We start from the raw sequence: 24,460 nt of genomic DNA, 5'->3' as shown, positions 1-24,460 counted from the left end.
CATTGGTTCTCGGGTCCGATAACCACCCCTACTCTTTTGAATGTCGAAGCGAGAAGCGATGCCCTAGCTGGGTTTTGTGGATCACTGAGCCATGATTGCGGTGTGGTTATCGGACAGGGGGGAGGCTCTTCCCTTGGTTTACGGAACCGTCCAATGACTAGTTGGGCGGAATGGAAGCGAGCGCTTCCCCTGCCTGAAACCGAGATTTTGAGGCAGGCAGTCACCATAGACCGACCCTAGGCTCCATCCCAGGTAAGATCCCATCATCTGAGGGCATTGCATGCGCGGTTTCGTGCCCACGCAATCGACCACCGTTGATCTGATGGTGGAACTACTGTTTAGGGAGAAATGGCCGGACGAGACCGATAGGATACTTGATCCTGGTTGTGGACCCGGTGCCTTTATTGACGGAATACTCAGGTGGTGCGAGGCCAACAATGTAAAGACGCCTCAAATCACAGGAGTTGAGCTTGACGTTGAAAGAGCAGAGAAAGCAAGAAAGAAGTTCGCGGCTATACCACAGATTGAGATCATCACCAGTGACTTCTTGCTTGACAAAGTAAAGGGGCCTTTTGAGTATGTCATTGGAAATCCTCCTTACGTGTCAATACTATCCCTCACAGAAGCAGAGAAACGGCAGTTCCGTAACCACTATAAATGTGCCGTAGGCAGATTTGATCTGTACATGCTTTTCATTGAAAGGGCAATCTCGCTTTGCAAAAAAGATAGTACGCTTGTTTTTATTACACCTGAGAAATTTACCTACGTGCAAGCAGGTTCGGAAGTGCGGAAGCTCCTGGCATCACACGCTATTACTGATATTATCCTTCTCCAAGAAAATGAATTTCCTGGGCGAACCACGTATCCGACAATATCAAGAGTAAGAATCTCAGCAACAACTGACAATACAGTCATCCGGAGTCGAGACGGCGCAAGGTTTACCACTGTATTGCCGAATACTGGTGAGAGTTGGCGCCATCTCTTGTCAAGCAGAAAACTATCTGAAGTTACGGGGACTCTTCGTCTAGTCGATTTTTGCCATCGAATTAGCTGTGGCATTGCCACAGGCGCTGATGCCGTCTTCGTGAAAGAGCTCAATGAGCTGCCTGAGAATCTTGCGCAGCATGCTTGGCCCACGATATCAGGCAGGCAATTGCAGCCCACAACATCTACAGTCAAGACATCTTCTGTGATTCTTATTCCCTATACGATAGAGTCTCGGCTGCAAAGTCTAGAGGATATTGGTGAGCTAGGCACTTATCTTAGTCGATCTGATATTAAGTCGAGACTTGCCATGCGTTCTTGCACACAACGCAAACCATGGCATGCCTTTCATGATGCACCGCAGATGAGCGACTTGCTACGCCCAAAGATACTCTGCAAGGACATCTGTGATGATCCTGTATTTTGGATAGATCAAGAAGGCCTTGTAGTTCCACGGCATTCAGTCTACTATATCGTTCCAAGTAATCCGAGGCACTTATATCTCTTGGCTGAGTTCCTAAACTCAGATCCAGCTAAGTCATGGCTATCGTCCAACGCTCAACGGGCTGCCAATGGCTTTTTGAGAATCCAAAGCTCAGTGCTCAAGCGCCTCCCCATACCCGAACATTTGGCTCACAATCTCTTAGAAGACCAAATTACAAATCTAAGCCTTCGGCGAGTGCAGAAGTCAATGAGGGCTGAGGTGCTGAAAGTAGCATGATCACGCCAGCCGACCGAGTAGTAGAGCGAATTCAGCAAGACAGGTACCATGATCATAGATCGGCACGTCATTCAGACATCATCTGCAATCACTTCATCTTGGATCTCCTTAAGGAGTGCCCAGCCCTTGCCAATGATATTGAGAACGCCAAAGTAGAGTATCGCCTTAATGTGGATGTGCCAGGACTAACTCACAAGGTCGATCTGATGATTTATGAAGTAAGTGATGCCGATGGCGACCCAGCGCTTGAACGAGCCAGATTGTGCATGGAAAACAAGTCGGTTATTACGGCACATGGCAAAAACAGAAAGAATAGACAGAGCGACTTGTCTGACTTTGTCAACCTCTTGCAAACAAAGAAGCCTGAGGCAATTGTCTTAGGGCATGTTCTCGTAGGGACTGGGATTCAATACGTTAATATTCCTGATGCCGTAAAGCGCAAGTGCCAGATTTTGGGAATTGACTTCGACCGTGATGTCTTGCCCAGGCTTTCGTCGGGTGACCAGAAGCTCTGGGAAGAGTTTGGAACAAAACCGAATTCGCTTGATGCCGCGACTAAGACTATAGAAATGATGCGAACGCTGCCGGTCAAAGAGAGGGGATTTACTCACGAACTAGGTTTTGACTTTCTTCTCATTGAACCTGTCTTCGTCGATAATGTAAATCCTCCGCGAGTCGAGCGAGAAAATCCATTTGGCATTAACGTTGATGGACAGTACGAAGAGATGCTTAGGCGCACCTGCCGAGCTTATACTTCTAGGTGGCATACTTTAGCAGGATAGCCACCATCCTCCCAACATCAAGATGCAGAAGACGGGTGCAGAGAGCTTAATCTATGCGAAGCATCCTGCCCGCTTCTGATCTTGAGCGTTAGACAGACAGATGCAGGACTTGATAGGTTATCAAGAATACTCAAGCTCTCAGTAAGTATTGGCATGCCAAGTCGACCGAATAAGCTCTGCAAGCATTGCAAGCAACTAAAGCCGATTGAGGAGTTTGTCAAGGCCAACGGCCTCCATAATCCACGCGGCAATAAATGCCATACATGCTATGCGACTGGAATTAGAAAGACAATCTTTGAGCTGCTGGAAGGCAGGGACAGCTGTATATACTGTGATGTTAAAATTCCAATCCCCCCGGCTGGCAAGGCATTCTCGCATTACCTAGAGAGAGATCATATGGACCCAAGAGCACGAGGGGGATGGGATCATCCAGACAATCTTATCTGGTGTTGCAGGAAGTGTAATCAAAGAAAGAGAGATGCACTGTTTGTTGACTGGCTCAATACGATTCCGCTAGCCTACAAAGAAAATGCAAGACAGGTATACATAAAAAGGCACTGTTACCAGCCAGATGAGTTCTTTCCATTTGATCTGGGAGGAACCGGGATCACAGTAAGTGTTGGGCTCTTGGGGAAGAGGGATAGGGATGAGCTCGAGATTGGATGTGAGTGGTATGACTATACCGATGATGAGAGTAACCCAGGTGGCTGGGAGCGCTGGTTCGTAACTTGCCCCATTTAGCGCAAGTGTGCGACTTAGATACGCCCCCAGCATTTTAACTGTCGAAACTGTCTTGTCTACGCGAGCGCCTTTACGGAGCCGATCTTTATCTTCAACGGATGATTGTCTGCCAATAAGCTACGGAGGTGGTCTATCCAGCCCCTGGGGTGGACAGTCCTCCATCAATTGACTGCCTGCGCTATTTATTCCTTGCTTGCCACTCAGGGCAGCGTTAGATAAACAGCGTCTACTTTCTGAAGTGCCTGCCTAAGCGGTTGCCTGCTTATCTCGAACAGTTCGTCAAGGATCACCAGATCCTGCTGGAAGCCGTCGAGCCAGGACGGTTCGAGGCCCTGGTGGAGCAGGATCTGTAAGGTGGACACCCGCAGCGAGCGCCTCTCCACCCATCGAACCCACCCTCCCTCAGGCCGGAGCGAGCGTGGGGTAGTCGGTGTAGCCCGCCGGCCCGGGGCTGTAGAAGGTGGCCGGATCGGGTTCGTTGAGCGGAGCGCCGCGGCGAATGCGCTCGGGCAGATCGGGATTGGCCAGGAAGGCCGTGCCGAAGGCCACCGCATCCACGGTGCCGGCGGCGATGGCCGCCTCGGCCTCGCTGGCGTCGTAGCCCATGTTGCTCACCAGCACGCCGCGGTAGTGCTCGCGGGCGGGGCTGAGCACATCACCCTGCTGGCGGCCCAGGAAATCGCCGCGCATCAGGTGCAGATAGGCCAGGGGCAGATCGTTGAGGCGCCGGGCCAGCCAGGTGATCAGACCGATCGGATCGCTGTCGGCCATGTCGTTGAAGCTGTTCAGGGGCGAGAGGCGCAGGCCCATCAGCGGCGTCTCGCCGGCCACCGCCTCCAGCACCTCCAGCAGCAGCCGGGCGCGGTGCGCGATCGGCCCGCCGTAGGGGCCGCTGCGGTGGTTGTTGCCGTCGCGCAGGAACGCATCGAGCAGGTAGCCGTTGGCGCCATGCACCTCCACGCCGTCGAAGCCGGCGGCCATGGCGTTGCGCGCCGCCAGGCGGAAGCCCTTCACGATCGCCGGAATCTCGTCGTCGCCCAGTTCGCGCGGCACCACATAGGGCTGCTTGCCCTCAGGCGTGCGCACCGTATCGCCGCTGATGGCGATCGGACTCGGCGCCACCGGCACCCGGCCGCCGTTGAGCAGCGGATGGCAGGCGCGACCGCCGTGCCAGATCTGCAGCACGATGCGCCCGCCGGCGCGATGCACCGCATCGGTGGTGAGCCGCCAGCCATCCACCTGGGCCTGGCTGTGGATGCCGGGCTCATGCCAGAAGGCCGAATGGCCCTCCATCGCCATGGTGGCCTCGGCGATGATCAGCCCGGCGCTGGCCCGCTGCGCGTAGTACTCGGCCATCAGCGCCCCGGGCACATGGCCCTCCTCCGCCCGGCAGCGGGTGAGGGGAGCCATCCAGATCCGGTTCGGGAGCTCCAGCGAGCCCAGGGCCATCGGCGAGAACAGACTGGACATCGGGGACGGTGCGGGCGGCAGGGCCATGGGCATTGTGCTGCTGCTAGGCCGCAGCGGCCTGAAGACGTCGATCGACACCCACACGCTGAATCGTCGCTCCCTGGGCGTCTCCAGCCCAGCCGATGAGCGCTGACTGTGGATCCGAGCAAACCGATGGTGATCGGATCCGCATCAAATCCTCTCAAACGCAGGGAGGAGCGGTGGAAGCTGGAATCTCCCATGGAGCGTTCTGCGGCACAAAGCGCTGCGTTGCTTGGCGCGTGGGAATGGCCGCAGCATGGACGGCCTGAGTAGAGTACTGAAATTACCCTGGTTCGACAGCAACCGGAGGAGCAATCCATGCATACGATCAAGTACGTTCATTGGCATGAGGATGATTCCTGGTTTGGCTACCTTGAGGAATATCCTGATTACTGGACGCAAGGCGACACGCTCGCTGACTTGGTTGAGCATCTCAAGGATCTCTACCTGGACCTCTCAGGCGGACATATTCCTGGTGCTCGCAAGGTCGGTGAATTAGTCATGCCATGAAGCGGGCTGAAGTCATGCCATGAAGCGGGCTGAAGTCATGCCATGAAGCGGGCTGATTTGATTAGGACGATCGAGCAGGGTGGATGCGTCCTCGTGCGCCACGGAGGCAAACACGATTGGTATCGGAATCCCGCTTCAGGTGTCTCACAGCCAGTGCCCAGACATCGAGAAATCAAGGAGCCACTTGCACGCCGGATTATCCGCCTTCTGTTGGATGGCTCGATAGAACCTTCCGCTTGAGATCAGTGACTGACCGCAGAACATTGCTACCCACCAGACCCGCTACCATGATGATCTGGTCTCACTATTGCCACTTTGCGGGCTGGTGATGTCAAGCGTTAGGTAGCGCATTGACCGAGGTGCGAGATGCCAACTGTTGACACTGGCGATATCGTCACGTACTACGAAGAAGCAGGATCAGGTGAGCCCCTGATTCTGATCTGCGGGCTGAGCGCGGATCTGCAGGTGTGGCGATCTCAGGTTCCCGACCTGTGCAGGCGCTTCAGGGTCATCTGCTATGACAACCGCGGCGCCGGGCGCACGAGCGCGCCCGATCAGCCTTACAGCATCGCCGGGATGGCCGATGACCTGGCGGCCCTGCTCGATCACCTGCAGATCAACTCCGCCCATGTCCTCGGCTGGAGCATGGGCGGGCTGATCGCCCAGCACTTTGCGCTCACGCGGCCTCAGCGCGTGCGCAAGCTGATTCTGCTGTCGACGACATGCCAGGCCGACGGCTTCTTTCGCCTGGCAATCCAGAACTGGATGAACATCCGGCGTTCCGACATGCCATTCGAGCAGATCCTCCGCTTCGTGTCGCGCTGGGGCTACAGCCCCGCTTTCTATGACAACGATGCGGTCTACGAGAAGCTCATTCAGGTGCTGGCGGCGAATCCCTATGCACAGGAGGCCCACGCCTTTCTCAGGCAGGCCGAGGCTTTGCTTGCGTACAACACAGGGGAGGCTGCAAGTGAAATCCGGGCGCAGACGCTGGTCATCGCGGGCATCCACGACAATCTGTTGCCGCCGTATCACGCCGAGGTTCTCGCCAAGACCATTCCAGGGGCAACCTTGAGGATGCTGGGCGGCGCGCACACAGGCTTCGACGAGTTTCCCGACGCGTACAACCGAGCGATCCTCGACTTTCTCCAGTGACAGCTGCTGTGCCGGTGATCGGCATCGACGTGGGCGTTTACGCCGCCCAGCTGAGCAGCCGCGAGCGGGCCGTTGGCTATCCCGGCAACGTCTACGGCTGGATGCTCCAGGGCGGAGCCCTCTACCGGGAGCTGGAGGCCAGCCAACCCCTGCTCACCGGACTGCCGGCCATCGGCTGGCCAGCGGTACCCCTTGCCGGGCCTACGGCGAGGTGGTCACGGGGCTGATCGTGGTGCCGGAGCAGCCGCACGGCACGGAGCAGGTGCCCGACTGGAGCGACTGGACCGGATGACGCCGGCGGCTGGAGTCCAGCTACTGGTGGACCTGGACCTGGCCCTGCGGGGCTGGCTGGAGCTGCCCAGAGAGGTGCTCACCTTTTCCGGCATCCGACTGCCGCCTTTTCATGCATCCAACAGCCGCTCTTTCCTGCATTAGAGTTCCGAGATTTCCTGCATCAGACTGCTCGGAGAGACGCCTTCGTGGCTTCCAGCGCTGGCTCTGCCTACCGTTCCCGCATCGCCGATGCAGAGCTTGAGGCTTGCCTGGCCTCCGCCGGCGCGGTGGTGATCGAGGGGCCCAAGGCCTGCGGTAAGACCTGTATGGCACAGCAGCTCGCCGCCTCCACCGTGCTGCTGGATGTGGACACCGCTGCCCGCCAGGCGCTGGCGGTGGATCCTGCCCTGGTGCTGGCGGGGGCCCGGCCGCGTCTGCTTGATGAATGGCAGGTGGAGCCCGCCCTCTGGAATCTGGTTCGCCGGGCGGTGGATGCGTCCCCTGAGCCTGGGCAGTTCCTGCTCACAGGCTCGGCGGTGCCAGCCGATGAGGCCGATCGCCACACCGGCGCCGGCCGCTTCTCCTTTCTGCGGCTGCGTCCCATGACCCTCTGCGAGAGCGGTGCCGGCCAGGGCGGTGTGTCGCTGGCGGCGCTGCTGGAGGGGCAGCCCCCCAGCTGCGCTGATCCGGGGTTGGCGCTGGCGGATCTCGCCGAGCTCGTGTGCCGTGGCGGCTGGCCCGCCCAGGTGGATCGGCCCCTGGCGGCCGCCTGCCGCGCCGCCCGCGACTACTTGGAGCAGGTTCGTCAGGTGGATGTGCAACGCGTGGATGGGCGCCGCCGCGATCCCCAGCGTCTCGGTGCCTTGCTGCGTTCCCTCGGCCGCAATGTGGCCACAGAGGTGAGCCTGTCCACCCTGGCGGCGGATGCCGGCGGTGCCGATGGCCCTCTCGATCCACGCACCGTGGCCGACCATCTGCAGGCTCTGGAGCGGCTCATGGTGATCGAAAACCAACCCGCCTGGCGGCCCCATCTGCGCTCCAAGGCCGCCCTGCGCCAGGCTCCACGTCGCCACTTCTGCGATCCATCCCTGGCGGTGGCTGCCCTGGGCGGTAGCCCCCAGCGTCTGCTCAACGATCTGGAGTGGCTGGGGTTGCTGTTTGAATCGCTCGTGGTGCGCGATCTGAGGGTGCTCGCCCAGGCTCTCGATGGCCAGGTTTTCCACTACCGCGACAACTACGGCGTTGAGGTAGACGCGATCGTGGAGCTGCGTGACGGCCGCTGGGGTGCGATCGAAATCAAACTGGGGCCTGGGCAGGTGGAGACTGGCGCTGCCGGCCTGCTGCGCTTCCGCGAGCAGATCGACAGCCGACGCACCGGCAAGCCTGCCTTCCTGGCGGTGGTGTGCGGCAGCGGCTATGGCTACCGGCGATCCGACGGCGTCTCCGTGGTGCCGGTGGGGGCGCTGGGGCCCTGATCAGTGACATCCCCGGACACCGGATTGCCGGATTCGGTGATCGCGGCCATCCAGCAGTTGCTCGCCAGCTACCCCGAGGTGGAAACCGCGATGCTCGATGCCTCCATCACCCACCCAGCTCTGCAGGCTCACATCGAACGTGTCGGCAAGGTGCTGTACCGCCGCGCCGATCTGCTGCCCTCACCGGAAACCGCCCTTAGCGTGAGTTCATCCCCGAGCCAGGCCCCGCCATGATCCGAAACCCCGTCAACTGGTTCGAGATCGCCGTCGCCGACATCGAGCGGGCCAAGCGGTTCTATGAGGCCGTGTTCGCCCTCACCCTCACCAACATGCCCAGCCCCGAGGGCGGTGACTACTGGACCTTTCCCATGTGCGACACCCTCATGGGAGCCGGCGGCGCCCTCACCACCATGGAGGGCATGAAGCCCGGCCCCGGCGGCACCCTGATCTACTTCGCCTGCGACGACTGCGCCGTGGAACAGGCCCGCGTGGAGCCCGCCGGTGGCAAGGTGCTGCAGCCGAAGATGAAGATCGGCGAGTATGGCTACATCGCCGTGTGCATGGACAGCGAAGGCAACCCCATCGGTCTGTATTCGCAGAGCTGAGCGGGGCGCAGCCATGCGGGCCAGGTTGGTGAAGATCGGCAATTCCCGGGGGCTGCGCCTGGCCAAGCCGCTCCTCGAGCAGGTGGGCCTCAGCGACGAGGTCGACATCCAGGCCGCTCCTGTTGTTCTGACGATCAGACCGGTGGCCAGGCCGCGGCCCCAGATCCGAAGACCAGGCCATGGGTGATCCTCTCCCCGAGCCCTGAGGGCAAGGTTGGTCATGTGGTGCCCGATCAACTGCGCACGGTGGATCGCGAGCGGCTGATCAGACGCCTCGGCGTCCTGTTCGAGTCCACCCTGTTGGAGGTGCTTGGCGTGCTGCAGGAGATGTTTGCGGTGTAGGGGGCTGAACCCAAAAATGCCCACTAAGGTGGATCAATGGACATTTCTGTGACCGAGTTCCGCGCCCAGTGCCTGGAGTTGATTCGGCAGGTGGAGAGCGGCGGCGAGGTGGTGGAGATCACCCGCCACGGCAAGCTGGTCGCACGCCTCATGCCGCCTTCCCTCGGCTCCGGCCCAGGTCCCAAGCCCTGGGCGGCTCTGCGCGGTTCCGGTGTCCTCCACGCTGAACCAGAGGAATCCGTGCTCGATGCCCAGGCCTTCGATGCCTTGCGGTGAAGGTTCTGCTGGATACCCATGTCTGGCTTTGGTGGCTGCTGGGCTCCGAGCGCCTCAGGACCCAGGAACGGCATTCGCTGGATCGCCTGGCTGCCGCCGGCAGCACGCATCTCTCGGCCATGAGCCTCTGGGAAGCGCAGATGCTCCATGTCAAGGGCCGGCTGGTGCTGGATCGTCCCTTCCCGGGCTGGCTTAGGGAGGCCGCTTCTCCTGGGGTTGTCCAGCTCCTGCCGCTCGATGTGGAGGTGGTCATCGCGCTCCAGCAGTTGCCGGAGGGGTTCCACGGTGACCCTGCCGACAGGCTGATCGTTGGTACAGGGCTGGCCTACGGCCTGCAGCTCGCTACCCATGACCAGGCCATTCGCAGCAGTGCAGTGATCCCGATCTGGAAGGGATCGAGGGAGTAGAGCGCCCCTGGCCTAGTCTGGTCTGGTCCAACCCTGTGCGGCCATGGCGTCCCGTCCCGGCACCGGTCCCAGCCGGGTGGTGAACATGCTCGAAGCCAAGACCCACCTCTCCCGGCTGGTGGAGGCGATCGAATCCGGCGCCGAAGCCGAGGTGGTGATCGCCCGCAACGGTCGGCCCGTGGCACGGCTCACGAGCCTGGAGGCGCCGCAGCGACCCCGCCGGCTGGGCATCGCCCGCGGGCAGTTCGTGGCGCCCGACTCCATCGATGACGCCAATCCTTTGATCGCCGACCTGTTCGAGCAGGGCTGATGCGCCTGTTGCTCGACACCCACACCTTTCTCTGGGCCCTCACCGACGATCCCAGGCTGGGGCCCCTCAGCAGGGAGCTGATCACCCGCCAGGCCAGCGCGGTGCTGCTCAGCCATGTGTCGCTCTGGGAGATCGCCATCAAGCATGCCCTGGCCCGTGCCGACATGCCCCTGTCGGCGCGCCAGGCCATCCCCTGGGCGGACCAATCCGGCTACGACGTCCTCCCCGTCGACCTTCCCCATCTGCTGGCGCTCGAGCAGCTGCCCCTGCACCACCGCGATCCCTTTGATCGTCTGCTGGTGGCCCAGGCCATCTGTGGCCCCTTCACCCTGCTCAGCGCCGATGCGGCGTTCAGCGCCTACGCCTGCCCTCTGCAGGATGCGCGCGTCTGACGTGGACGAGGCCGTGCGGCCAGATCACCCAGGCCACCCAGGCCCCATGGCAAACGCAGTCATCCGCTGGCGCCAGCGGCCCGTGAGCGAGCAGGCCTAGGCGATACCCCGAGACGTGATCAATCGCTTTACGGCGACACTGCGGGCTCTGGATTTCCAGATTTGGCTATCGCATCCCTCCGGCAGGCGCTTGCCAGCTACCCCGTGGTGCGATCCGCGATTCTCTATGGCTTATGCGCCCTGGGCTGCCACTTTCCCGCCTTCGATTTCGACGCACATTGATCGGTTCTGGAATGAGCTCCAGCACCCTGGCTGGCGTTGATGACGAGCTCCATGATCCGCTCCTTCCCTGGATGATCGACCTCTTCTGTTTCGCTGCCATCACCCACTGGGCTCTGCTTGCTGACATCGAACGAGTCGGTAATGTTGTGATCGTTGAAGCCTTGGGTTATGGCCCTTGGTGGAAATGCCGCCCCGTGTTTCTTGTTGAGACTGAAGATCATTAGCTGGTGGCATGATTAAGAAGCGCAAAGGCAAGTTGACTGGCGGTTGCCGCCACTCATGATGGAGGCATCGGCTTCGGACACCCTTTTTCCTGATTGACGCATCCTGATCGATGCCAATCAGATCCGAGCAGGGATTCCTTTGTTTTTACCCGCCTTTACACCCGTTTAATCCCAGCAGGACGATCTTTGCGTCCCGGCTTTCTGCTGAGACTTTTCATCTGACAACTGGCAGGAAATCCACGAGTCGTTCCCACGAAACGAAAGTTCTCATGAAGTCACCTCGCCTTTCGTTCGGGACGCTCACAACGCTTCACCTTCCCCGGCTTGACCCTGTCGCTCTGTCGCTGGCCGAACGGCGCGGGGACCCGAAGCAGGGGTCCTTCGACTGGCTCGCAGGGATGGCCGAAGTCTTCCTCGGTCCGCAGCCCGAACGGGTTGAGACTCAGGAACTGCCGCTGCCAACAGCCCAGGGACCGCCTCTCCAATTCCTCACCCTCGGGCCCTTCTCGCTTGCCTACAACAACCGCCAACTGACCTTGCGGGAGCAGGGGGACAGCCAGTTCTGGCACCTGGCGGTCTCCTGGTTCGGTGGCACCCCCACTCTTTCCGTGGTCCAGAAGGATGGCGGCGTCGACATCAGCCTGGCGGACGCCTACTACCCAGGAACCACCATCCCAGCTTCGCTCAGGGCCGCCATCCGTCTGGTGGAGGGCGAGTGGACTCTGCGGCTGCGGCTCAAGTACGCCAGTTTCGACGCCGCCCTTCCTCTGTCGCCCTGGCTGAAACGCACCGACTGGGCCATCTCGCCGGTCCACCTGGATCTGGACTGCTGTCCCCTGGGCCTCGCCTCTGCACTGGTGGCCCACGGACCTGGAGTCGCCGCCTTCACCCCGGACTGGCTGCTGGGCACGCTCAGCTTCGGTGGCTTTCGACTCCAGGGATTCCCCGGCAGCGTCTCGGCTGACGCGGCGCTGGTGGCGCTGCTAAGGCCGGGAAGTCAGCAGTTCTTCCTGCCGAACTCCCAGAGGCGCACCGGCATCGCCTTCGCCGACAACCAGCAGTTTCCGCTCCAGCCAGAGTTCGGTACATCCGCCCCGACCATCCACCTGGGGGACTTCCGCTTCGACGGGCTGTTGCTGGAGGCGGGCCTGCTGCCCAACGCAGAAGCCATTCGCTTCCTCGTTGCCCACTCGCAGAACGATCCCACCCCGGCGGGACTTGAGACCGGAGGCGGCCTTCGCGGCAGCGATGGCACCCCATTCCGGATTCCGCTGCGCAACCCCCTCTACGCCCAGCTGTTTGACGACGATCGGCAGCGGCTGGCCGCCGGGCTCGTTGCCCGGGTGGAGAACGAGCCCTTCTGGCTTCACAGCCCCGGCGTGAGCCTGCTGCTGGCCCCGTCACGTCAGATGCCCTTCACCGGGATTCTTCAGGTCGGGGAAATGCCTCCCGGCATGGTCTGCCGGCTGAGCCTCCTGAAGAGTGCTCCCAGGGTGGAAGGGATGCTGGTCCGCCCCGAAGCGGCGCCACCCCGCTCAGAACTCCTCATCACCTGGCGGCCCTTACCGGGGTCGATTCAGCCCGCGTTCGGTCATGTGGAAGTCGACGCTGCCAGCGACAGCGCGACGGTGCGGCTACCCGGCAACACGACTCTGGCCGTGGTGCGGCGCGACGACTTCCTCCACCTGGGATATCACTGGACCAATCTGCGCCTGGTGAGCGAGGGCGCGACACGACGCCTCGTGCCGCTGACAGCGGGCCCATCCCACCTGGCGGTGATCTTTCCGCCCCAGAGCATTGGCGAGGAGACCTTCTTTGAGGCCGATGACAGCTACGAGGTAGAGAAATCGGACATCCCCTCAGAAGGTGACCAGCACGGCGAGAGTCAGCTCGAAAAGGCGCAGAAGCTGGAGGCAGAAGCGAAGGGGAAAAAGAATGATCCCAGCTATCCACCACCACCGCCGGTGAAGGCTCTGCTGGCCAAGCCGAGCCGCCTCGTTTTCTTGCTGCCCCAAGGAGCCCCAGGATTCCTGTTGGACAGCTCCACGCTTCTTGACTGGCAGAGCCTCACCCCTTCCCTAGCCGTCACGGCCCTGCCCGGAGCGGTGATGTTGGAGCGGCCTGGCTTTCCCAACATCGTTCTGCCCGGCGCCGAGCCAGTCCTGCGGCTCTCGGACGTCATAACGAGCCAAGTCGCGCCCGATTCCACCAATCGCGTTGCGTCAATATCACGGTTCAGCACAACCTTCAGGCGTCGCGGGGTTCTCGGGAACCTGCGTCCCATCGACAGGATCTCCGTCCTGCCGGGATTGTTAATCAAACCCACACCCCCTCCTGCCACCACCACCCAGATCGAGATCCCCTTCCGGCTCCTGCTTTCCCCTAACCGTTACGGCACCTGGGTCCACGCCGCCGAGCCGGTGACCAGGGCGGGCAGGAGCGAGCTCTGGCACACCCGGCTGGCGGTGCGATCCGGCCATGCCCTCAGCGAAAACCCCCACGCCTTCCGAACGGTGCGGGCCATCTGGTCGCGGGACCACGACATCACAGCCGCCTTCGACAAGCCGTTCCTGATGCCCCTGGATCAGGACGACCGGCGCCAGATCGTGCATCTGACCTCCGACTTCACCATTCAAGACTTCACTCCACCACCAGTAAGGATCAACAGCCTGATGCTGTCCTCACTGGGTGGATGGCTCGACAGCGACCTCCAACTGCAGCCGCCCAGTGGTTATGCCGTGGAGCAATGGCGGCATCGGGCCACCATGGGACGCGACCACTACGTGCGGGTGGTCTACAAGGGGTTCCTGTTCCCGTTCGGCCATCGGGCGTCTCTGGTGAAGATCAGCGAACGCAAGGTGGAACCCTCCCCCAGTGGCGACCCGGTGGCTTACATCCGTCAGCGGATGTTCCTCGTCCTTCGCGAGCGGGAGCGTACCTACGGTGGCGGCGCCTATGAGCACGAGGGCCGCGAGACACCCCTGCGGAGGGTGCGGATCACGACGGTCGTCACCCCCAACCTGGACCCCCCCCAAGACTCGCCCCTAAGTCCTCCCGAAGGCTCCGCATGGGCCCCCCAGGCTGTTTCTCCCATTGCTGCCTTCTGGCCCAGCGTCGGGGAGCGCGATTTCAGCTTTCATCTCAAAGGATGGGACTGGGAGGGGCACGAGCTCGATTTCCTGATGCCCCTGGCCTTCGTCCGCTCCGATGTGCTTGTTGAAGAGAACGAAGAGGGCGAAATTCTCTGGATTGGCGAGGCGGCCAAGGCCTACAACTGCGCAGAGGAATCTCGTCGGACGACCTCTCTCGGCGGGCAGCAACTGGCCCTGGCAGACGCTGACGGGTATGACGGGAAGACCACCTTCGACGCTCTGGAGCTGAGCTTCAAGGCCCTCCCACCTGCCGACGGTTCCAGAGAACCCCCCTGCTATCCGGAGCTCGAGCAGGCCAAGATCGCTCTCGCCGCCCTGCGGCAGATGAGCGGCGCGAACGATGCAGCCACCATCGTGCTGGCTTCTCAGTACCTGGACGACGGCTTCCACCCTGACAAGAACAAGGCCGGTCTGTTCGCTGAGATACCGTCTCCCCCCTCCCTGGACTACTCAGCCGGCAACAGCGCTGACCGCTGCGGTGGAGTTGCCACACCCAGCCTGATGATCCGGGGCCTCTCCCGGGAGCTGGGCACTGTGGGAGACACAACCGACGATTTCGTGGCGGGTCGCTTTGATCCTGCGAGCTTCTTCGCCGGACTTGATGCCAAGATTCTTGGAGGAATCAGACTGGTCGAGATTCTTGAAACTCTTGCGCCCGCTGATTTCGCCTCTCAGACGCCAGCGCTCGTCACGACCAACTCAAGCACTGAGCTCACCACAGCTCTTCACTGGGAAACAACGAGTTTGAAGGATAGTGGCTCCTTCATCAGAGGAGGTGCACCAAAACTCGCCATTGACAGTATTCTCAGGACACCCAAAAGCCAGGATGGTGATCAGAGAACCTTTGAGCTGACTGGCAGTATCTCTGATTTCACCCTCAACCTCGCCAATGTGGTGGAGGTGGAGTTCGAGACATTTTCCTTCACCTCCAAGGACGGCAAAAAGCCCGACGTTCACGTGGCGATTGCCGACATCCGCTTCACCGGGCCCCTGGCGTTTGTGGACACCCTGCGGGAGTACTTGGAGCCCGGCAACTTTGCCGATCCCCCATACCTGGAGGTGACGACGCAGGGAATCACAGCTGGCTACTCCCTCACCATCCCGGCAGTTTCTGTTGGGGTGGTCTCCATCGCCAACATCGCTCTCGGTGCACGGCTCTGCCTTCCCTTCACCGGGGAACCGATGCGGTTGCGATTCAACCTCTCGGAGCGCCAAAGTCCCTTCGTTGTTTCGGTGGCTCCGTTCGGTGGCGGAGGGTTCTTCGCTCTGGCGGTGGGTCTGGACGGTGTGGAGACCCTGGAGGTCTCCCTCGAGTTTGGAGGCTGCGTAGCCATCGACCTGGGTGTCGCGAGTGGCGGGATTTCGCTTATGGCCGGGATCTACATCAAGATCGAGGTGACCAGCAAACAGTCTCAGCTCACTGGCTATGTGCGCGCTAATGGCTGTCTTGAAGTGCTCGGACTCATCGCCATATCTCTTGAGTTCTACCTGGGCCTCGATTACGCCATAGATTCTGGCAAAGCGTGGGGTGAGTGTCGGGTCTCTGTGACTGTGGAGGTCCTTTTCTTCAGTGCCAGCGTTACCGTCACCATGAGAAAGCAGTTTGCAGGGTCCAGTGGAGATCCGCCCTTCGGGGAGATGATGCCCCAGCCACGCTGGGAAGCTTACGCCGCAGCATTCGCTTAGGGTTCGATGTCATGAAACAGGCCATCATCTGGACTGCTCTTCCCAAGGGAATCAGCGACAACGGCAACCTTCTCCATCTGTCGGTACTGGTGTCGCCACGGCTCGACACCGGCGGCGCGCCCTTGAAGCTCAGCGACTTCCCGGCCTTCGTCAACTGGCCGGGTCAGCCCCTCGACATCGCCATCCAGTTCAGTGGGCAGGGGGCGGTGAATGCCACCATCATCAGTTCTCCCGCCGATCCTGCCATCTGGGAGGCCCTCTTCCCCGCTGAGGAGACCACGGTGCGCTCCTATGAGGAAGCGAACAACACAACACAGCTGATCCACTCCTATCCGGTGGTCCACGTGGTGGAGCACCTGCGCAAGTTGTACGCCGCTGTGGGAGTTTCCTCCCCCACGGAACTGCCGCTGCTCGCCGAGCTGGATCAGAAGGGAGCGACAGAGATCGCCACGATTGAGGGTGGTGGAAAGGAGTGGGACAATAAGGATACCAAGTTTGAGAATGATCTTCTAAATGAATACAGGAGGCTGAACCTCACCGCACTGCCGCCGGGCCCACCTAAGCCGGTCATGGACTTCTTCCGCGCCAAGCATTTCCACCGCTTCAAGGGTGGGAAGTTCGACAGACCGGTGCCACTTCCGGAGTTGGATTTCCATCAGGCCCTCTCCATGCTCGGCAATCACCCCCTGCTCCTGCGCAAACTTGGGCTCCTGCTCGATGTGAGTGTTCCCCTGGCAGGCCAGGCCGCCGGCGGCACGGTGCAGGTGGCAGGCGTGGAGCACCCGTTTGACAGTGACGATCAGCCCGTGCGCGTCCAGTACCTGCTCGACATGGCGAAACGACGCTTCTTGGCGGCCCCGAAGCCGTCGTCAGATCTGGCGGATGGCTGTCTGCGGCTCAACACCAGTGAGTTTTCGCTGCTGCAGGTTGATGCGGACGGAGCGGCCCTCAAGGCCATCGACTTCGCCAACCAGCTCAAGATGCGCCGGGGGGGGCGCTTGAAGAGCGCCGACTCGCCAGACGAGGATGGGCTTCCGGCCCTGCGCTCCGGTGGAATCTCGATGGTGCGCACCGGGCGGGCAGTGCGGATGGCCCACACGTTCAAGACTGTCCACGAGACCAACAAAGCCCTGAATCCCCAGAACCCGCCGAAGCTCTTCGCTGACGACGTCACGTCCGGCTTCCGGGTGGACATTCAGGACGGCTCGGGGAGCTGGTATTCGCTCTGCAGGCGCGAGGTCACCTATCGCGTGGGTCGCCTCTCCGCAGAGCAGGCCACCATCACCAGCTCAGACGAAGGTTCCGTCACCGCCGCCGCCATGCAGGATGTGGACCCTGCGAACACCGACTTCTATCTCCATGAGGCCATGTTCCATTGGGACGGATGGAGTCTGGTCGCCCCCCGCCCTGGCGAAGCGATCCAGTCCGATGGCCTCAACCACAAGGAGAATCTCGGCCCCGATGGCAAAGCGCTAAACCCCTCGCAGACGTCCCTCGACCTGGAGACCACCGCCGAACCGACCCCAGGCTCCCTGCCGCGCCTGCGGTACGGAGGCACTTACCGGATCCGGGCCCGGGCGGTGGATGTGGCCGGCAACAGTCTTCCCTTCAACGACCCTGATCCTGGCCAGGCCTCTCCGCAGATCACCTACCGCCGTTTCGAACCCGTGGAGGCGCCGGCCGTGGCCATCGTCTCCACGGTTCAGCCCGAAGACCTTCCGGGAGAATCGGCGGCACGCCTGGTGATCCGCACCTACAACAGCACCCCTGCAGAAGACGCAACCATTTCCCCGGAGACATCCGTGCGGCTGCTGCTCCCTCCACGCACCGCTGTAGCCACCATCGAGCAGTACGGCCTCCTGGACACCCCTGGTGGAGTCGATGCCAGCCCGTCCACCTGGCAACTGCTTGCGGATAAGGATCAGCCTGAGGAGCTGGATGATCCCACTGGGAAGGTTTGGCATTATTCCGACCCGACCGATCTGCCGGCCGAAGTTCCTTATCTGGCAGATCCCTTTGCCAGCGCTGCAGTGCTGTGGGGCCTACCCGGCATGGCGCCCGAAACGCTCCAGGTCATCAACTTTGACGCAGCCCCCGGCTGGTGGCAGGCAAAGCCGTTTCAGCTGTCTGTTATCGAAGGGAATGGCTCCCCAAGCTGGGATCCCACGGCACGGGTCCTCACCGTGGAACTCCCCAAGGCGGCGATGGTGAATGTGCGCTTCAGCTCCAGGGTCACACCCGAGGATCTCGAGAAGCTGGCCGTGTGGAAGTGGATCGAAGAGGAGGCCTTTGACGACGACGATCGGGTGCGTCTGAGGCAACTGGCCCTTGACGGGCTGCACTGGATGCTCACTCCCTTCCGCGAATTAACCCTGGTCCACGCCGTCCAGCAGCCCCTGGCGGCGCCGGTGATTGAGACACTCAACCCCCGCAAAGAGCGTCTGGGTGACACGTTCGCGACTGTGGAGGGAACGGTGGGTGTTCACGCCCCGAGCACAGACAAGGTCGACCTGAGGGCCTTCTGGAGTGAGCCCACCGGCTTTGGATTCAACCGGAAACAGGGCGAATCCCACGCCTTCGACCTCCCCGTAATCTCACCGGACACTCCGTCGGTTCCCTGGGGGAGGCGTCGCCATGAGTTCGGCGACACGAAACACAGAAGGGTGAGCTACTGCGCCATTGCCACCACTCGGTTCAGTGAGTATTTCGACCCCAAGCTTCCTCCTGCCGCGCTGACCCGTCCTTCTCAGGACGAGCTTCCCCCCGCTGCGAACCTTCATCTGTTCGAGGCTGACGTGCTGAACTCCGCAAGGCCCCTGGCACCGAACCTTCTCTACATCCTGCCCACCTTCGAGTGGGACGAAGGCACCGACGAGCGGGGGGCCTTCAGCCGCCGCTCTGGAGGGTTGCGTCTTTACCTCGAGGAGCCATGGTTCTCCTCAGGTGACGGTGAGCTGCTGGGGGTGGTGATCTGGCCTGGCGAATGGGATTGGTGCGTTGCGGGCCACCCCATCGGGGATGGCGGCCAAACCAATGCCATGGTGCCCGACCAACTCAAGCCCTACGCCACCCAGTGGGGTCGAGATCCCATCTGGGTCTCTGGGCCCACCCAGCAGGTGCCGTCACTCCAGAATTTCACCAGGGCCGTGGCGGTGCAGACCGGTCTTCTCCTCGAGGAGCAGGGGGGCGAGCCTGGCGACGTCCCGGTGGCCGTGGCTGGCCATGCGGTGGGCTACGACGAAGAGCGCCGTCTCTTCTACTGCGAACTCGATATTGACGCCGGCGACACCTACTACCCCTTCGTGCGGCTGGCGCTCGTGCGCTACCAGCCGAAATCCATTCCCGGCGCCGAGCTCTCTCGCGTGGTGCTGGCCGACTTCGCCCAGTTCGCCCCGGACCGGATCTGCTGGGTGGCCCGGGACGCCGACGACCCGGCCACGCTGCGAATCACCGTCTCGGGTACAGGCTACCGCCGCAACGCGTCCTTCAGCTGCACCAGCGAGATCGAGGCCCGCCTCGAGCGCTGGCTCGGCCCCGTGGAAGGAGACCTGGGCTGGGTGCCGGTATCGACTGATCCGGTCGCACTCCTCAATGCGCAGGCTCTGAAGACACTCTCCGTCTGGCAAGGATCCCTCACCGTTCCGGTCGATGACCCCGAAGCCCGCTTCCGGGTGGTGGTGGAGGAGTACGAAGCATTCCTGGGAGACATCCCCCAAGAGGAGTACGGAGATCAGTTCGGCTTCGGGCGAGAACGACGCCTCGTCTACTCCGATGCGGTTGAGGTAGGGTCAGTGTGAGATAGGCGTCGGGGCTGGATCATCGTGAGGCGAGGCATCGAGCTTGACTCGGGAATCTGGCAGATTGCACTGGGCATCTTCAGTGACACGTCTTGTTCAGTCATTGATATCTTTCTGTTGTCTCCCTGAGGGTAGGGCACTTGTTCGGGTCAACCGGAATTCTCTCCAGGAATCTGGACTGACGATATGGCATGACTACTGAGATGTCCTGGATCATCATGTATGGGCAGGAGTTGGCAGAGATTCGATCGGTCATTCGAAGGCAATGATCATCGCTCCATCTTGCCGGTCAAGCAAAGGAGGGCAACTGCTAGCAGGGATCCAATTGATTCTCGATTTGGTGTTGAATCAGTCAGCCAGTGAAGCAATGATGATGTCTGCAATCCTAGATGCCTGTGCAATTCCCCGGTCCCTGTGACCCTTCATCGCGATGCTACTTATAAGCATGATGACTTCTTGAGGCTGTAGTCAATGTTGATCTATTGTGGCCATTCTGGAACATCCATCTATCATGATGCTGTCTAGCATGCGGAAAAGATGGCTTGAATAAATTGTTCAGTGATCTATGCTGCTTCAGGCTTGAGGATGAGGAGCATGATTATTCGACGCGACCTGCTTGGTTACATGTCTACATTTTCCGCTTCAATAGATCTCCAGTCTCCAACAGATCTGATCGCAATGAAGAGGGCTACCTAGGGTCATAGTGACCAAGACCAAACAATGCAATGCAAGCGAAAGCTGTCATCGTTGTGATCATGGCCAAGAGCGTAGCCAGAAGAGACCAGCCTGTCGATCTTTCTCTCCTTGCGATGCTTAGAAAACACAAGAGCAGCGAGGTCGACAGAGTAATGCTGCCGGCTACGAGCAGTATTTCTGTGATAAATGCTGACCACATCGCATCAAGGCCAGAGGTGGCTTTAGTGACGGCATATTGCTCATAAGTGAACCCGACTACAATGAGGATGTGAACCAATGCAGCAATAAAGTTTGCCACAGAGAAAAGAGGTCTCGTCTGGCTGCGAGCCTTTGGGAGGTGCATCTTTATAGACTTCCTAGGGGGCATCACATTGAGGGAGCCAGGACAGTATGCTCTGTAATTGACGGGCCAACGGCTGGCTGGGCTGAGACTCGATAGTGATCCTGGACTCCTGTCTTAATGTTTGGAAGTTGAATTGGCCTTGCTACTGGCAATTATGCGGTTATTGTCCGGCGGGAGACCTTGCTTGAAGCTGAACATTAGCGAGTTATCATAGGTTGAGCCCCCCGTTTCGCTGCGGCTTGTAACTGTTATGCGATGGGGGTCTGCCACTCATCATTCGTAGTTATTTCTCCGTCAACCCAAGTCCAAGTAATCCTTCGATAGCTGAACGAAATGTGTTCTCGCACAGCATGCGGGACATTATCTGGATACTTGTTGTTAAGCATCTCTTGGCTGATTTCGATGATCGCAGCATCTTCGAGTTGAATTGTATAGTATTGCATCTCCTTTCCAGATTTGCTTGGTTGCCAAAACATCAGTTCCCATTGCGGAAGATTCTCGTTGTTCACTAGTGCTCTAGCCAGGAGAGGCGTCGAACGATCAATCTCCTTGGTGATCGTGAGAGGTTGGTGTCGGTGCTTTCCTGTCGGTAGACCGCTAGCCGCGTCACGTGGTGAGAGGACTCCGTGGGAAAATGCTATAACCAAAATCTGATTCTCGCGTCCCGGTTGGTCCACGGAGCCCTGAATCGATCCTTGGATTGACCCCGCGATTTGCAGATATGCATTGAGTGCCATGCTCTCGGCTCCAACGGTTACCCTCAACCCCTAGTGTGGCGCTCTCGTGTGCGAGTGTGAATTGATTGAAGCCTCTCTTCGCAGTACGCTGCATGTGTCAGGTGCAGATGGGCTTCGGGCCGCCCAGTCGACCGAGATGTAGGCTTTCACCCCCACCCGGAACAGCGACCTGTTTGATGTGCTGCCCAAGTGCTCTACGCCATGCCCCCTGTTTCCCGAGAGACCCGTACCAAGCCTTTCCTCGATGTTGTGCTGCAGCACGACGTGATCACCGGTGTGCAGCAGCTGGCCCGTGAGAAGGTTGTGCCACTGATGCGTCTCCGCTAGCACAACTTGATCCCAGATGCCTTGGCCGAGATCGGCCAAGGCTTTAAGCGGTATCTACATGCGCCGCAGAATGTGCCGCAGACTTACGGATACGTTGGCCCTGATTCATTCCCTGCTGCACCCACCCCATGACGACCATCACCGAGATCGCTCCCGACCTGTTTCGCCTGTCGATTTATGTGCCGGAGCTGGATCTGCAATTCAATCACTTCCTTGTGCGAGATGAGCAACCGTTGTTGTTTCATGCAGGCCTCAAGGGGATGTTTCCCAGCCTGAGCGAGGCGGTCGCCACACTCATCGACCCTGCATCGCTTCGCTATGTGGCCTGGAGTCACTTTGAGTCGGATGAAATCGGTGGTCTCAACCACTGGCTTGAGCTGGCGCCGGACGCTGAGCCTGTCTGCACCTTCGTCGGCAAGGTTGTGAGTGTTGATGACTTTGCCATCAGGCCCGCACGGGGTATGGGCCCAGATGATCTTCTCGTCACGGGTCAGTACCGTTTTCAGTTTCATCCCTCCCCACATCTTCCGCACGGCTGGGATGCGGGCCTGTTGTTCGAGGAAACCCAGCGAACCTTATTCTGTTCAGACCTCTTCCATCATTTTGGAGCCGCAGTCCCGGTCACATCCAGTGATCTTGTGGGCCCGTCTCTCGAGGCGATGCGGCAGATGCAGCAGGGTCCTCTCTCCAGTTATCTGCCGTACACCCGCCAGACCGATCGCTTGCTGGCTTCATTCTCTGAACTAGATCCCAGAACACTGGCTGTGATGCATGGATCGTCGTTTTCAGGTGACAGTCGACGACAGCTGCATGATCTGGCGCTGGCCGTGAAGGAGGTCTTTGCCGCGGCTTGACCAACCCCTTGAATCGCCCGGCCTCACGTTCTGGGAACTGGTGGCAGTCCTGCTCCTCGTCGTGGAAGGTGCCCATCCGCCAGCTCTCCCAGGCCTCAAGGGCGTTGTTGAATTCCTCGAGCGTGATGCTGATCCGGGTGCGGGCTGCCTGGGTCACGCCTGTTTTGCTTCCCTGGGGCCGGCGGCTCAGCGGTGGGTGGGCACCACCTGCATGCCGATCGGCGCCAGGGCGATCAGTGCCAGCTTGATGTGCTGAATCCCGAAGGGAATGCCGATGATCGTCACGAAACAAGCCACGGCTGAGCTCAGGTGGCCGATCGCCAGCCACCAGCCGGCCACCAGAAACCAGACGATGTTGCCCACCAGTCCCAGCGGGCCGGTGCCGAAGTCCATGTGCCCGGTGAGCTCCCGCCGGCTCACGGCCTCGTAGCCGAAGGGCCAGAAGGAGAAGTTGCCGATCACGAAGCAGGCCCTGGCCCAGGGGATGCCCACGATCGTGATGGCGGCCACCAGTCCGGCCAGCCACCAGCCCAGGCCCATAACAAAGCCGCCGAGCACAAACCAGAGGACGTTGAGCAGGAATCGCAGCATGGGCCCGGCGGTGCTGCCACCAGCTTGCTCACCCCCCGCGCAGGGTGAGGGCGAACAGCACCACGAACACGCTCAGCACCACCAGGCCCAGGCGCGCCACCGCCAGCAGGCCGGGGCCGAGCCGGTCGGCCGGGGCCACCTGGCGGCCCTGGATCACCCGCAGGTTCATCCAGGCCAGCACCGGCGTCGTCACGAACGACACCACCATCGCCAGCTGCACCAGGGTGCCCATCGAGCCGGGCCACAGGCCCAGCACGGCGCCGGCCAGGGCGAAGTGGAGGAGCATCCAGAGCTGGTGGTCGCGGCGGTCGTGCACCGCCGGCCCCGCGAAGCCCCGCAGCAGCCGCACCCCGGCCGAGGCCGCCCGCGGGTAGCCGTCCAGGCAGGTGATGCTGGTGCTGAACATCGTGGTGAAGGCGGCCGCGGCGATCAGCGGATAGGCCCAGCCCCCCAGGCTGGCGGTGTAGAGGCCGATCAGCTGCTGCGAGAAGGCGGCGCCGGCGGGGGAGAAGCTGTCGCCGGTGCCGTGCATCACCCAGGCCCCCAGCAGCAGGAACAGCACCGCCATCACCACCGTCACCAGGTAGCCCAGGTTGAAGTCGGCCTCCACCTCGGCCAGGCTGCCGCGGTGGCCCGAGTCCTCCTGGCGGGCGTAGATCCACAGCGACGACCAGGCCGCCAGATCCAGCGGACACGGCATCCAGCCCATGAGCGCCACCAGGAACGGCAGGGACGCCAGGGTCCAGGGGCTGGGGCTGAACCACTGGGGATCGTCGGCCACCGGCCCCTGCACCAGCATGGCGCCGGTGGCCAGCACCGTGCTGATCACCAGCACCGCCACGATCAGCTTGCTCAGCCGGTCGAGGCTGCGGTAGTGGCCGAGCAGCAGCAGCAGCAGGCAGACGCCGAGCAGGCCCACCGCCAGCAGGTTCGGTGCCCCCGGCAGGAAGCTGGTGGCCAGGCTGCCGGTGACGGCGGTGACCGCGGCGATGTTGGCCACGCCGGTGGTGAAGGTGATCAGCAGATACACCGGCAGATACCAGCCCCGCTGGCGCCGGTAGCCCTCCAGCAGGCTCAGGCCCGTGGCCGCCGTGAAGCGGCTGCCCACCAGCAGGAACGGGTACTTGAACAGGTTGGCCAGCAGCACCAGGCCCACCAGGCCCAGGCCGTAGCGGGCGCCGGCCTGGGTGGAGGCCACCAGGTGGGAGCCGCCGATGGCGGCGCCGGCCAGCAGGATGCCGGGCCCGAGGGCCTGGCGCAGGCCGGCGGGGGTGAGACGCTCGCCGGCCATCGTGCCGCTCTTGGGG

At 61.0% G+C, this 24,460-nt stretch carries 25 protein-coding genes; 21 read left to right on the top strand and 4 right to left on the bottom strand.

The window, feature by feature from the left end; all coding sequences use genetic code 11:
- Positions 1-280: 280 nt before the first annotated feature.
- The 3 genes from KBY90_RS08140 to KBY90_RS08130 all read left to right on the top strand — a co-directional run bounded on the left by KBY90_RS08140 (position 281) and on the right by KBY90_RS08130 (position 3,228).
- Positions 281-1,705, top strand: coding sequence for an Eco57I restriction-modification methylase domain-containing protein (locus KBY90_RS08140; RefSeq protein ID WP_254968056.1), 1,425 nt, complete (start codon positions 281-283; stop codon positions 1,703-1,705).
- Complete coding sequence (locus KBY90_RS08135) at positions 1,702-2,487, top strand: hypothetical protein (protein ID WP_254968054.1); 786 nt, start codon at positions 1,702-1,704, stop codon at positions 2,485-2,487. Before KBY90_RS08140 ends, KBY90_RS08135 begins: the two co-directional genes overlap by 4 nt.
- Before the next feature lie 81 nt (positions 2,488-2,568).
- Complete coding sequence (locus tag KBY90_RS08130) at positions 2,569-3,228, top strand: HNH endonuclease (protein WP_254968053.1); 660 nt, start codon at positions 2,569-2,571, stop codon at positions 3,226-3,228.
- A gap of 402 nt (positions 3,229-3,630) precedes the next feature.
- On the opposite strand, the gene KBY90_RS08125 is transcribed toward KBY90_RS08130, so the two are convergent.
- A complete protein-coding gene (locus tag KBY90_RS08125) occupies positions 3,631-4,698 on the bottom strand; it encodes an alkene reductase (protein WP_254968052.1) in 1,068 nt (355 codons plus the stop codon).
- A 339-nt stretch (positions 4,699-5,037) separates the two neighbouring features.
- On the opposite strand from KBY90_RS08125, the gene KBY90_RS08120 reads away from it, so the two are divergent.
- From KBY90_RS08120 to KBY90_RS08045, 16 genes are all read left to right on the top strand, one after another.
- Complete coding sequence (locus KBY90_RS08120) at positions 5,038-5,229, top strand: type II toxin-antitoxin system HicB family antitoxin (protein WP_254968051.1); 192 nt, start codon at positions 5,038-5,040, stop codon at positions 5,227-5,229.
- A gap of 42 nt (positions 5,230-5,271) precedes the next feature.
- Complete coding sequence (locus KBY90_RS08115; RefSeq protein ID WP_254968050.1) at positions 5,272-5,469, top strand: type II toxin-antitoxin system HicA family toxin; 198 nt, start codon at positions 5,272-5,274, stop codon at positions 5,467-5,469.
- A 126-nt stretch (positions 5,470-5,595) separates the two neighbouring features.
- Positions 5,596-6,384, top strand: coding sequence for an alpha/beta fold hydrolase (locus tag KBY90_RS08110; RefSeq protein WP_254968049.1), 789 nt, complete (start codon positions 5,596-5,598; stop codon positions 6,382-6,384).
- Positions 6,381-6,611 carry a hypothetical protein gene (locus tag KBY90_RS08105; protein WP_254968048.1) on the top strand — a complete coding sequence of 77 codons (231 nt, stop codon included), beginning with the start codon at positions 6,381-6,383 and terminating at the stop codon, positions 6,609-6,611. The genes KBY90_RS08110 and KBY90_RS08105 overlap by 4 nt, the downstream gene beginning before the upstream one ends.
- Before the next feature lie 252 nt (positions 6,612-6,863).
- The gene (locus tag KBY90_RS08100) at positions 6,864-8,132 is read left to right on the top strand and encodes an ATP-binding protein (RefSeq protein ID WP_254968047.1); all 1,269 of its coding nucleotides are present in this window, start codon (positions 6,864-6,866) and stop codon (positions 8,130-8,132) included.
- A 3-nt stretch (positions 8,133-8,135) separates the two neighbouring features.
- Complete coding sequence (locus KBY90_RS08095; protein WP_254968046.1) at positions 8,136-8,366, top strand: hypothetical protein; 231 nt, start codon at positions 8,136-8,138, stop codon at positions 8,364-8,366.
- Positions 8,363-8,737, top strand: a complete 375-nt coding sequence (locus KBY90_RS08090) for a VOC family protein (RefSeq protein ID WP_254968045.1) — start codon at positions 8,363-8,365, stop codon at positions 8,735-8,737. Before KBY90_RS08095 ends, KBY90_RS08090 begins: the two co-directional genes overlap by 4 nt.
- 13 nt (positions 8,738-8,750) lie before the next feature.
- A complete protein-coding gene (locus KBY90_RS08085; RefSeq protein WP_254968044.1) occupies positions 8,751-8,924 on the top strand; it encodes a hypothetical protein in 174 nt (57 codons plus the stop codon).
- A 35-nt stretch (positions 8,925-8,959) separates the two neighbouring features.
- The gene (locus KBY90_RS08080) at positions 8,960-9,079 is read left to right on the top strand and encodes a type II toxin-antitoxin system PemK/MazF family toxin (RefSeq protein ID WP_254968043.1); all 120 of its coding nucleotides are present in this window, start codon (positions 8,960-8,962) and stop codon (positions 9,077-9,079) included.
- Between the two features lie 48 nt (positions 9,080-9,127).
- Complete coding sequence (locus KBY90_RS08075; RefSeq protein ID WP_254968042.1) at positions 9,128-9,355, top strand: type II toxin-antitoxin system Phd/YefM family antitoxin; 228 nt, start codon at positions 9,128-9,130, stop codon at positions 9,353-9,355.
- Positions 9,352-9,762 carry a type II toxin-antitoxin system VapC family toxin gene (locus KBY90_RS08070; RefSeq protein WP_254968041.1) on the top strand — a complete coding sequence of 137 codons (411 nt, stop codon included), beginning with the start codon at positions 9,352-9,354 and terminating at the stop codon, positions 9,760-9,762. The genes KBY90_RS08075 and KBY90_RS08070 overlap by 4 nt, the downstream gene beginning before the upstream one ends.
- 43 nt (positions 9,763-9,805) lie before the next feature.
- Positions 9,806-10,072, top strand: a complete 267-nt coding sequence (locus KBY90_RS08065) for a type II toxin-antitoxin system Phd/YefM family antitoxin (RefSeq protein ID WP_254968040.1) — start codon at positions 9,806-9,808, stop codon at positions 10,070-10,072.
- Positions 10,072-10,464 carry a type II toxin-antitoxin system VapC family toxin gene (locus KBY90_RS08060; RefSeq protein ID WP_254968039.1) on the top strand — a complete coding sequence of 131 codons (393 nt, stop codon included), beginning with the start codon at positions 10,072-10,074 and terminating at the stop codon, positions 10,462-10,464. Before KBY90_RS08065 ends, KBY90_RS08060 begins: the two co-directional genes overlap by 1 nt.
- A gap of 293 nt (positions 10,465-10,757) precedes the next feature.
- Complete coding sequence (locus KBY90_RS08055; RefSeq protein WP_254968038.1) at positions 10,758-10,970, top strand: hypothetical protein; 213 nt, start codon at positions 10,758-10,760, stop codon at positions 10,968-10,970.
- 398 nt (positions 10,971-11,368) lie between these two features.
- The gene (locus KBY90_RS08050; RefSeq protein WP_254968037.1) at positions 11,369-15,808 is read left to right on the top strand and encodes a hypothetical protein; all 4,440 of its coding nucleotides are present in this window, start codon (positions 11,369-11,371) and stop codon (positions 15,806-15,808) included.
- An 11-nt stretch (positions 15,809-15,819) separates the two neighbouring features.
- Entirely contained in the window at positions 15,820-19,605 is a 3,786-nt protein-coding gene (locus KBY90_RS08045) for a hypothetical protein (RefSeq protein WP_254968036.1), read from the top strand.
- Positions 19,606-20,892: 1,287 nt separating this feature from the next.
- On the opposite strand, the gene tssD is transcribed toward KBY90_RS08045, so the two are convergent.
- Positions 20,893-21,381 (bottom strand): type VI secretion system tube protein TssD, encoded by a 489-nt coding sequence (tssD, locus tag KBY90_RS15170; RefSeq protein ID WP_396122556.1) that lies wholly within the window; start codon positions 21,379-21,381, stop codon positions 20,893-20,895.
- A gap of 201 nt (positions 21,382-21,582) precedes the next feature.
- Between tssD and KBY90_RS08040 the strand changes: the two genes are divergently transcribed.
- Together KBY90_RS08040 and KBY90_RS08035 are read left to right on the top strand one after the other, a co-directional pair.
- Complete coding sequence (locus KBY90_RS08040; protein ID WP_254968035.1) at positions 21,583-21,708, top strand: hypothetical protein; 126 nt, start codon at positions 21,583-21,585, stop codon at positions 21,706-21,708.
- A 128-nt stretch (positions 21,709-21,836) separates the two neighbouring features.
- On the top strand, positions 21,837-22,562 hold the full coding sequence (locus KBY90_RS08035; protein WP_254968034.1) for an MBL fold metallo-hydrolase: 726 nt from the start codon (positions 21,837-21,839) through the stop codon (positions 22,560-22,562).
- Positions 22,563-22,748: 186 nt separating this feature from the next.
- On the opposite strand, the gene KBY90_RS08030 is transcribed toward KBY90_RS08035, so the two are convergent.
- Entirely contained in the window at positions 22,749-23,153 is a 405-nt protein-coding gene (locus tag KBY90_RS08030) for a YccF domain-containing protein (RefSeq protein ID WP_254968032.1), read from the bottom strand.
- Positions 23,154-23,181: 28 nt separating this feature from the next.
- A complete protein-coding gene (locus KBY90_RS08025) occupies positions 23,182-24,444 on the bottom strand; it encodes an NRAMP family divalent metal transporter (protein WP_254968031.1) in 1,263 nt (420 codons plus the stop codon).
- Positions 24,445-24,460 lie beyond the last annotated feature (16 nt).

Origin of the sequence: Cyanobium sp. CH-040, from assembly GCF_024346135.1 — a bacterium.
GTDB lineage: Bacteria > Cyanobacteriota > Cyanobacteriia > PCC-6307 > Cyanobiaceae > NIES-981.
The sequence above is the reverse complement of the archived record's forward strand: the minus strand, read 5'-3'. Positions and strand labels throughout refer to the sequence as shown.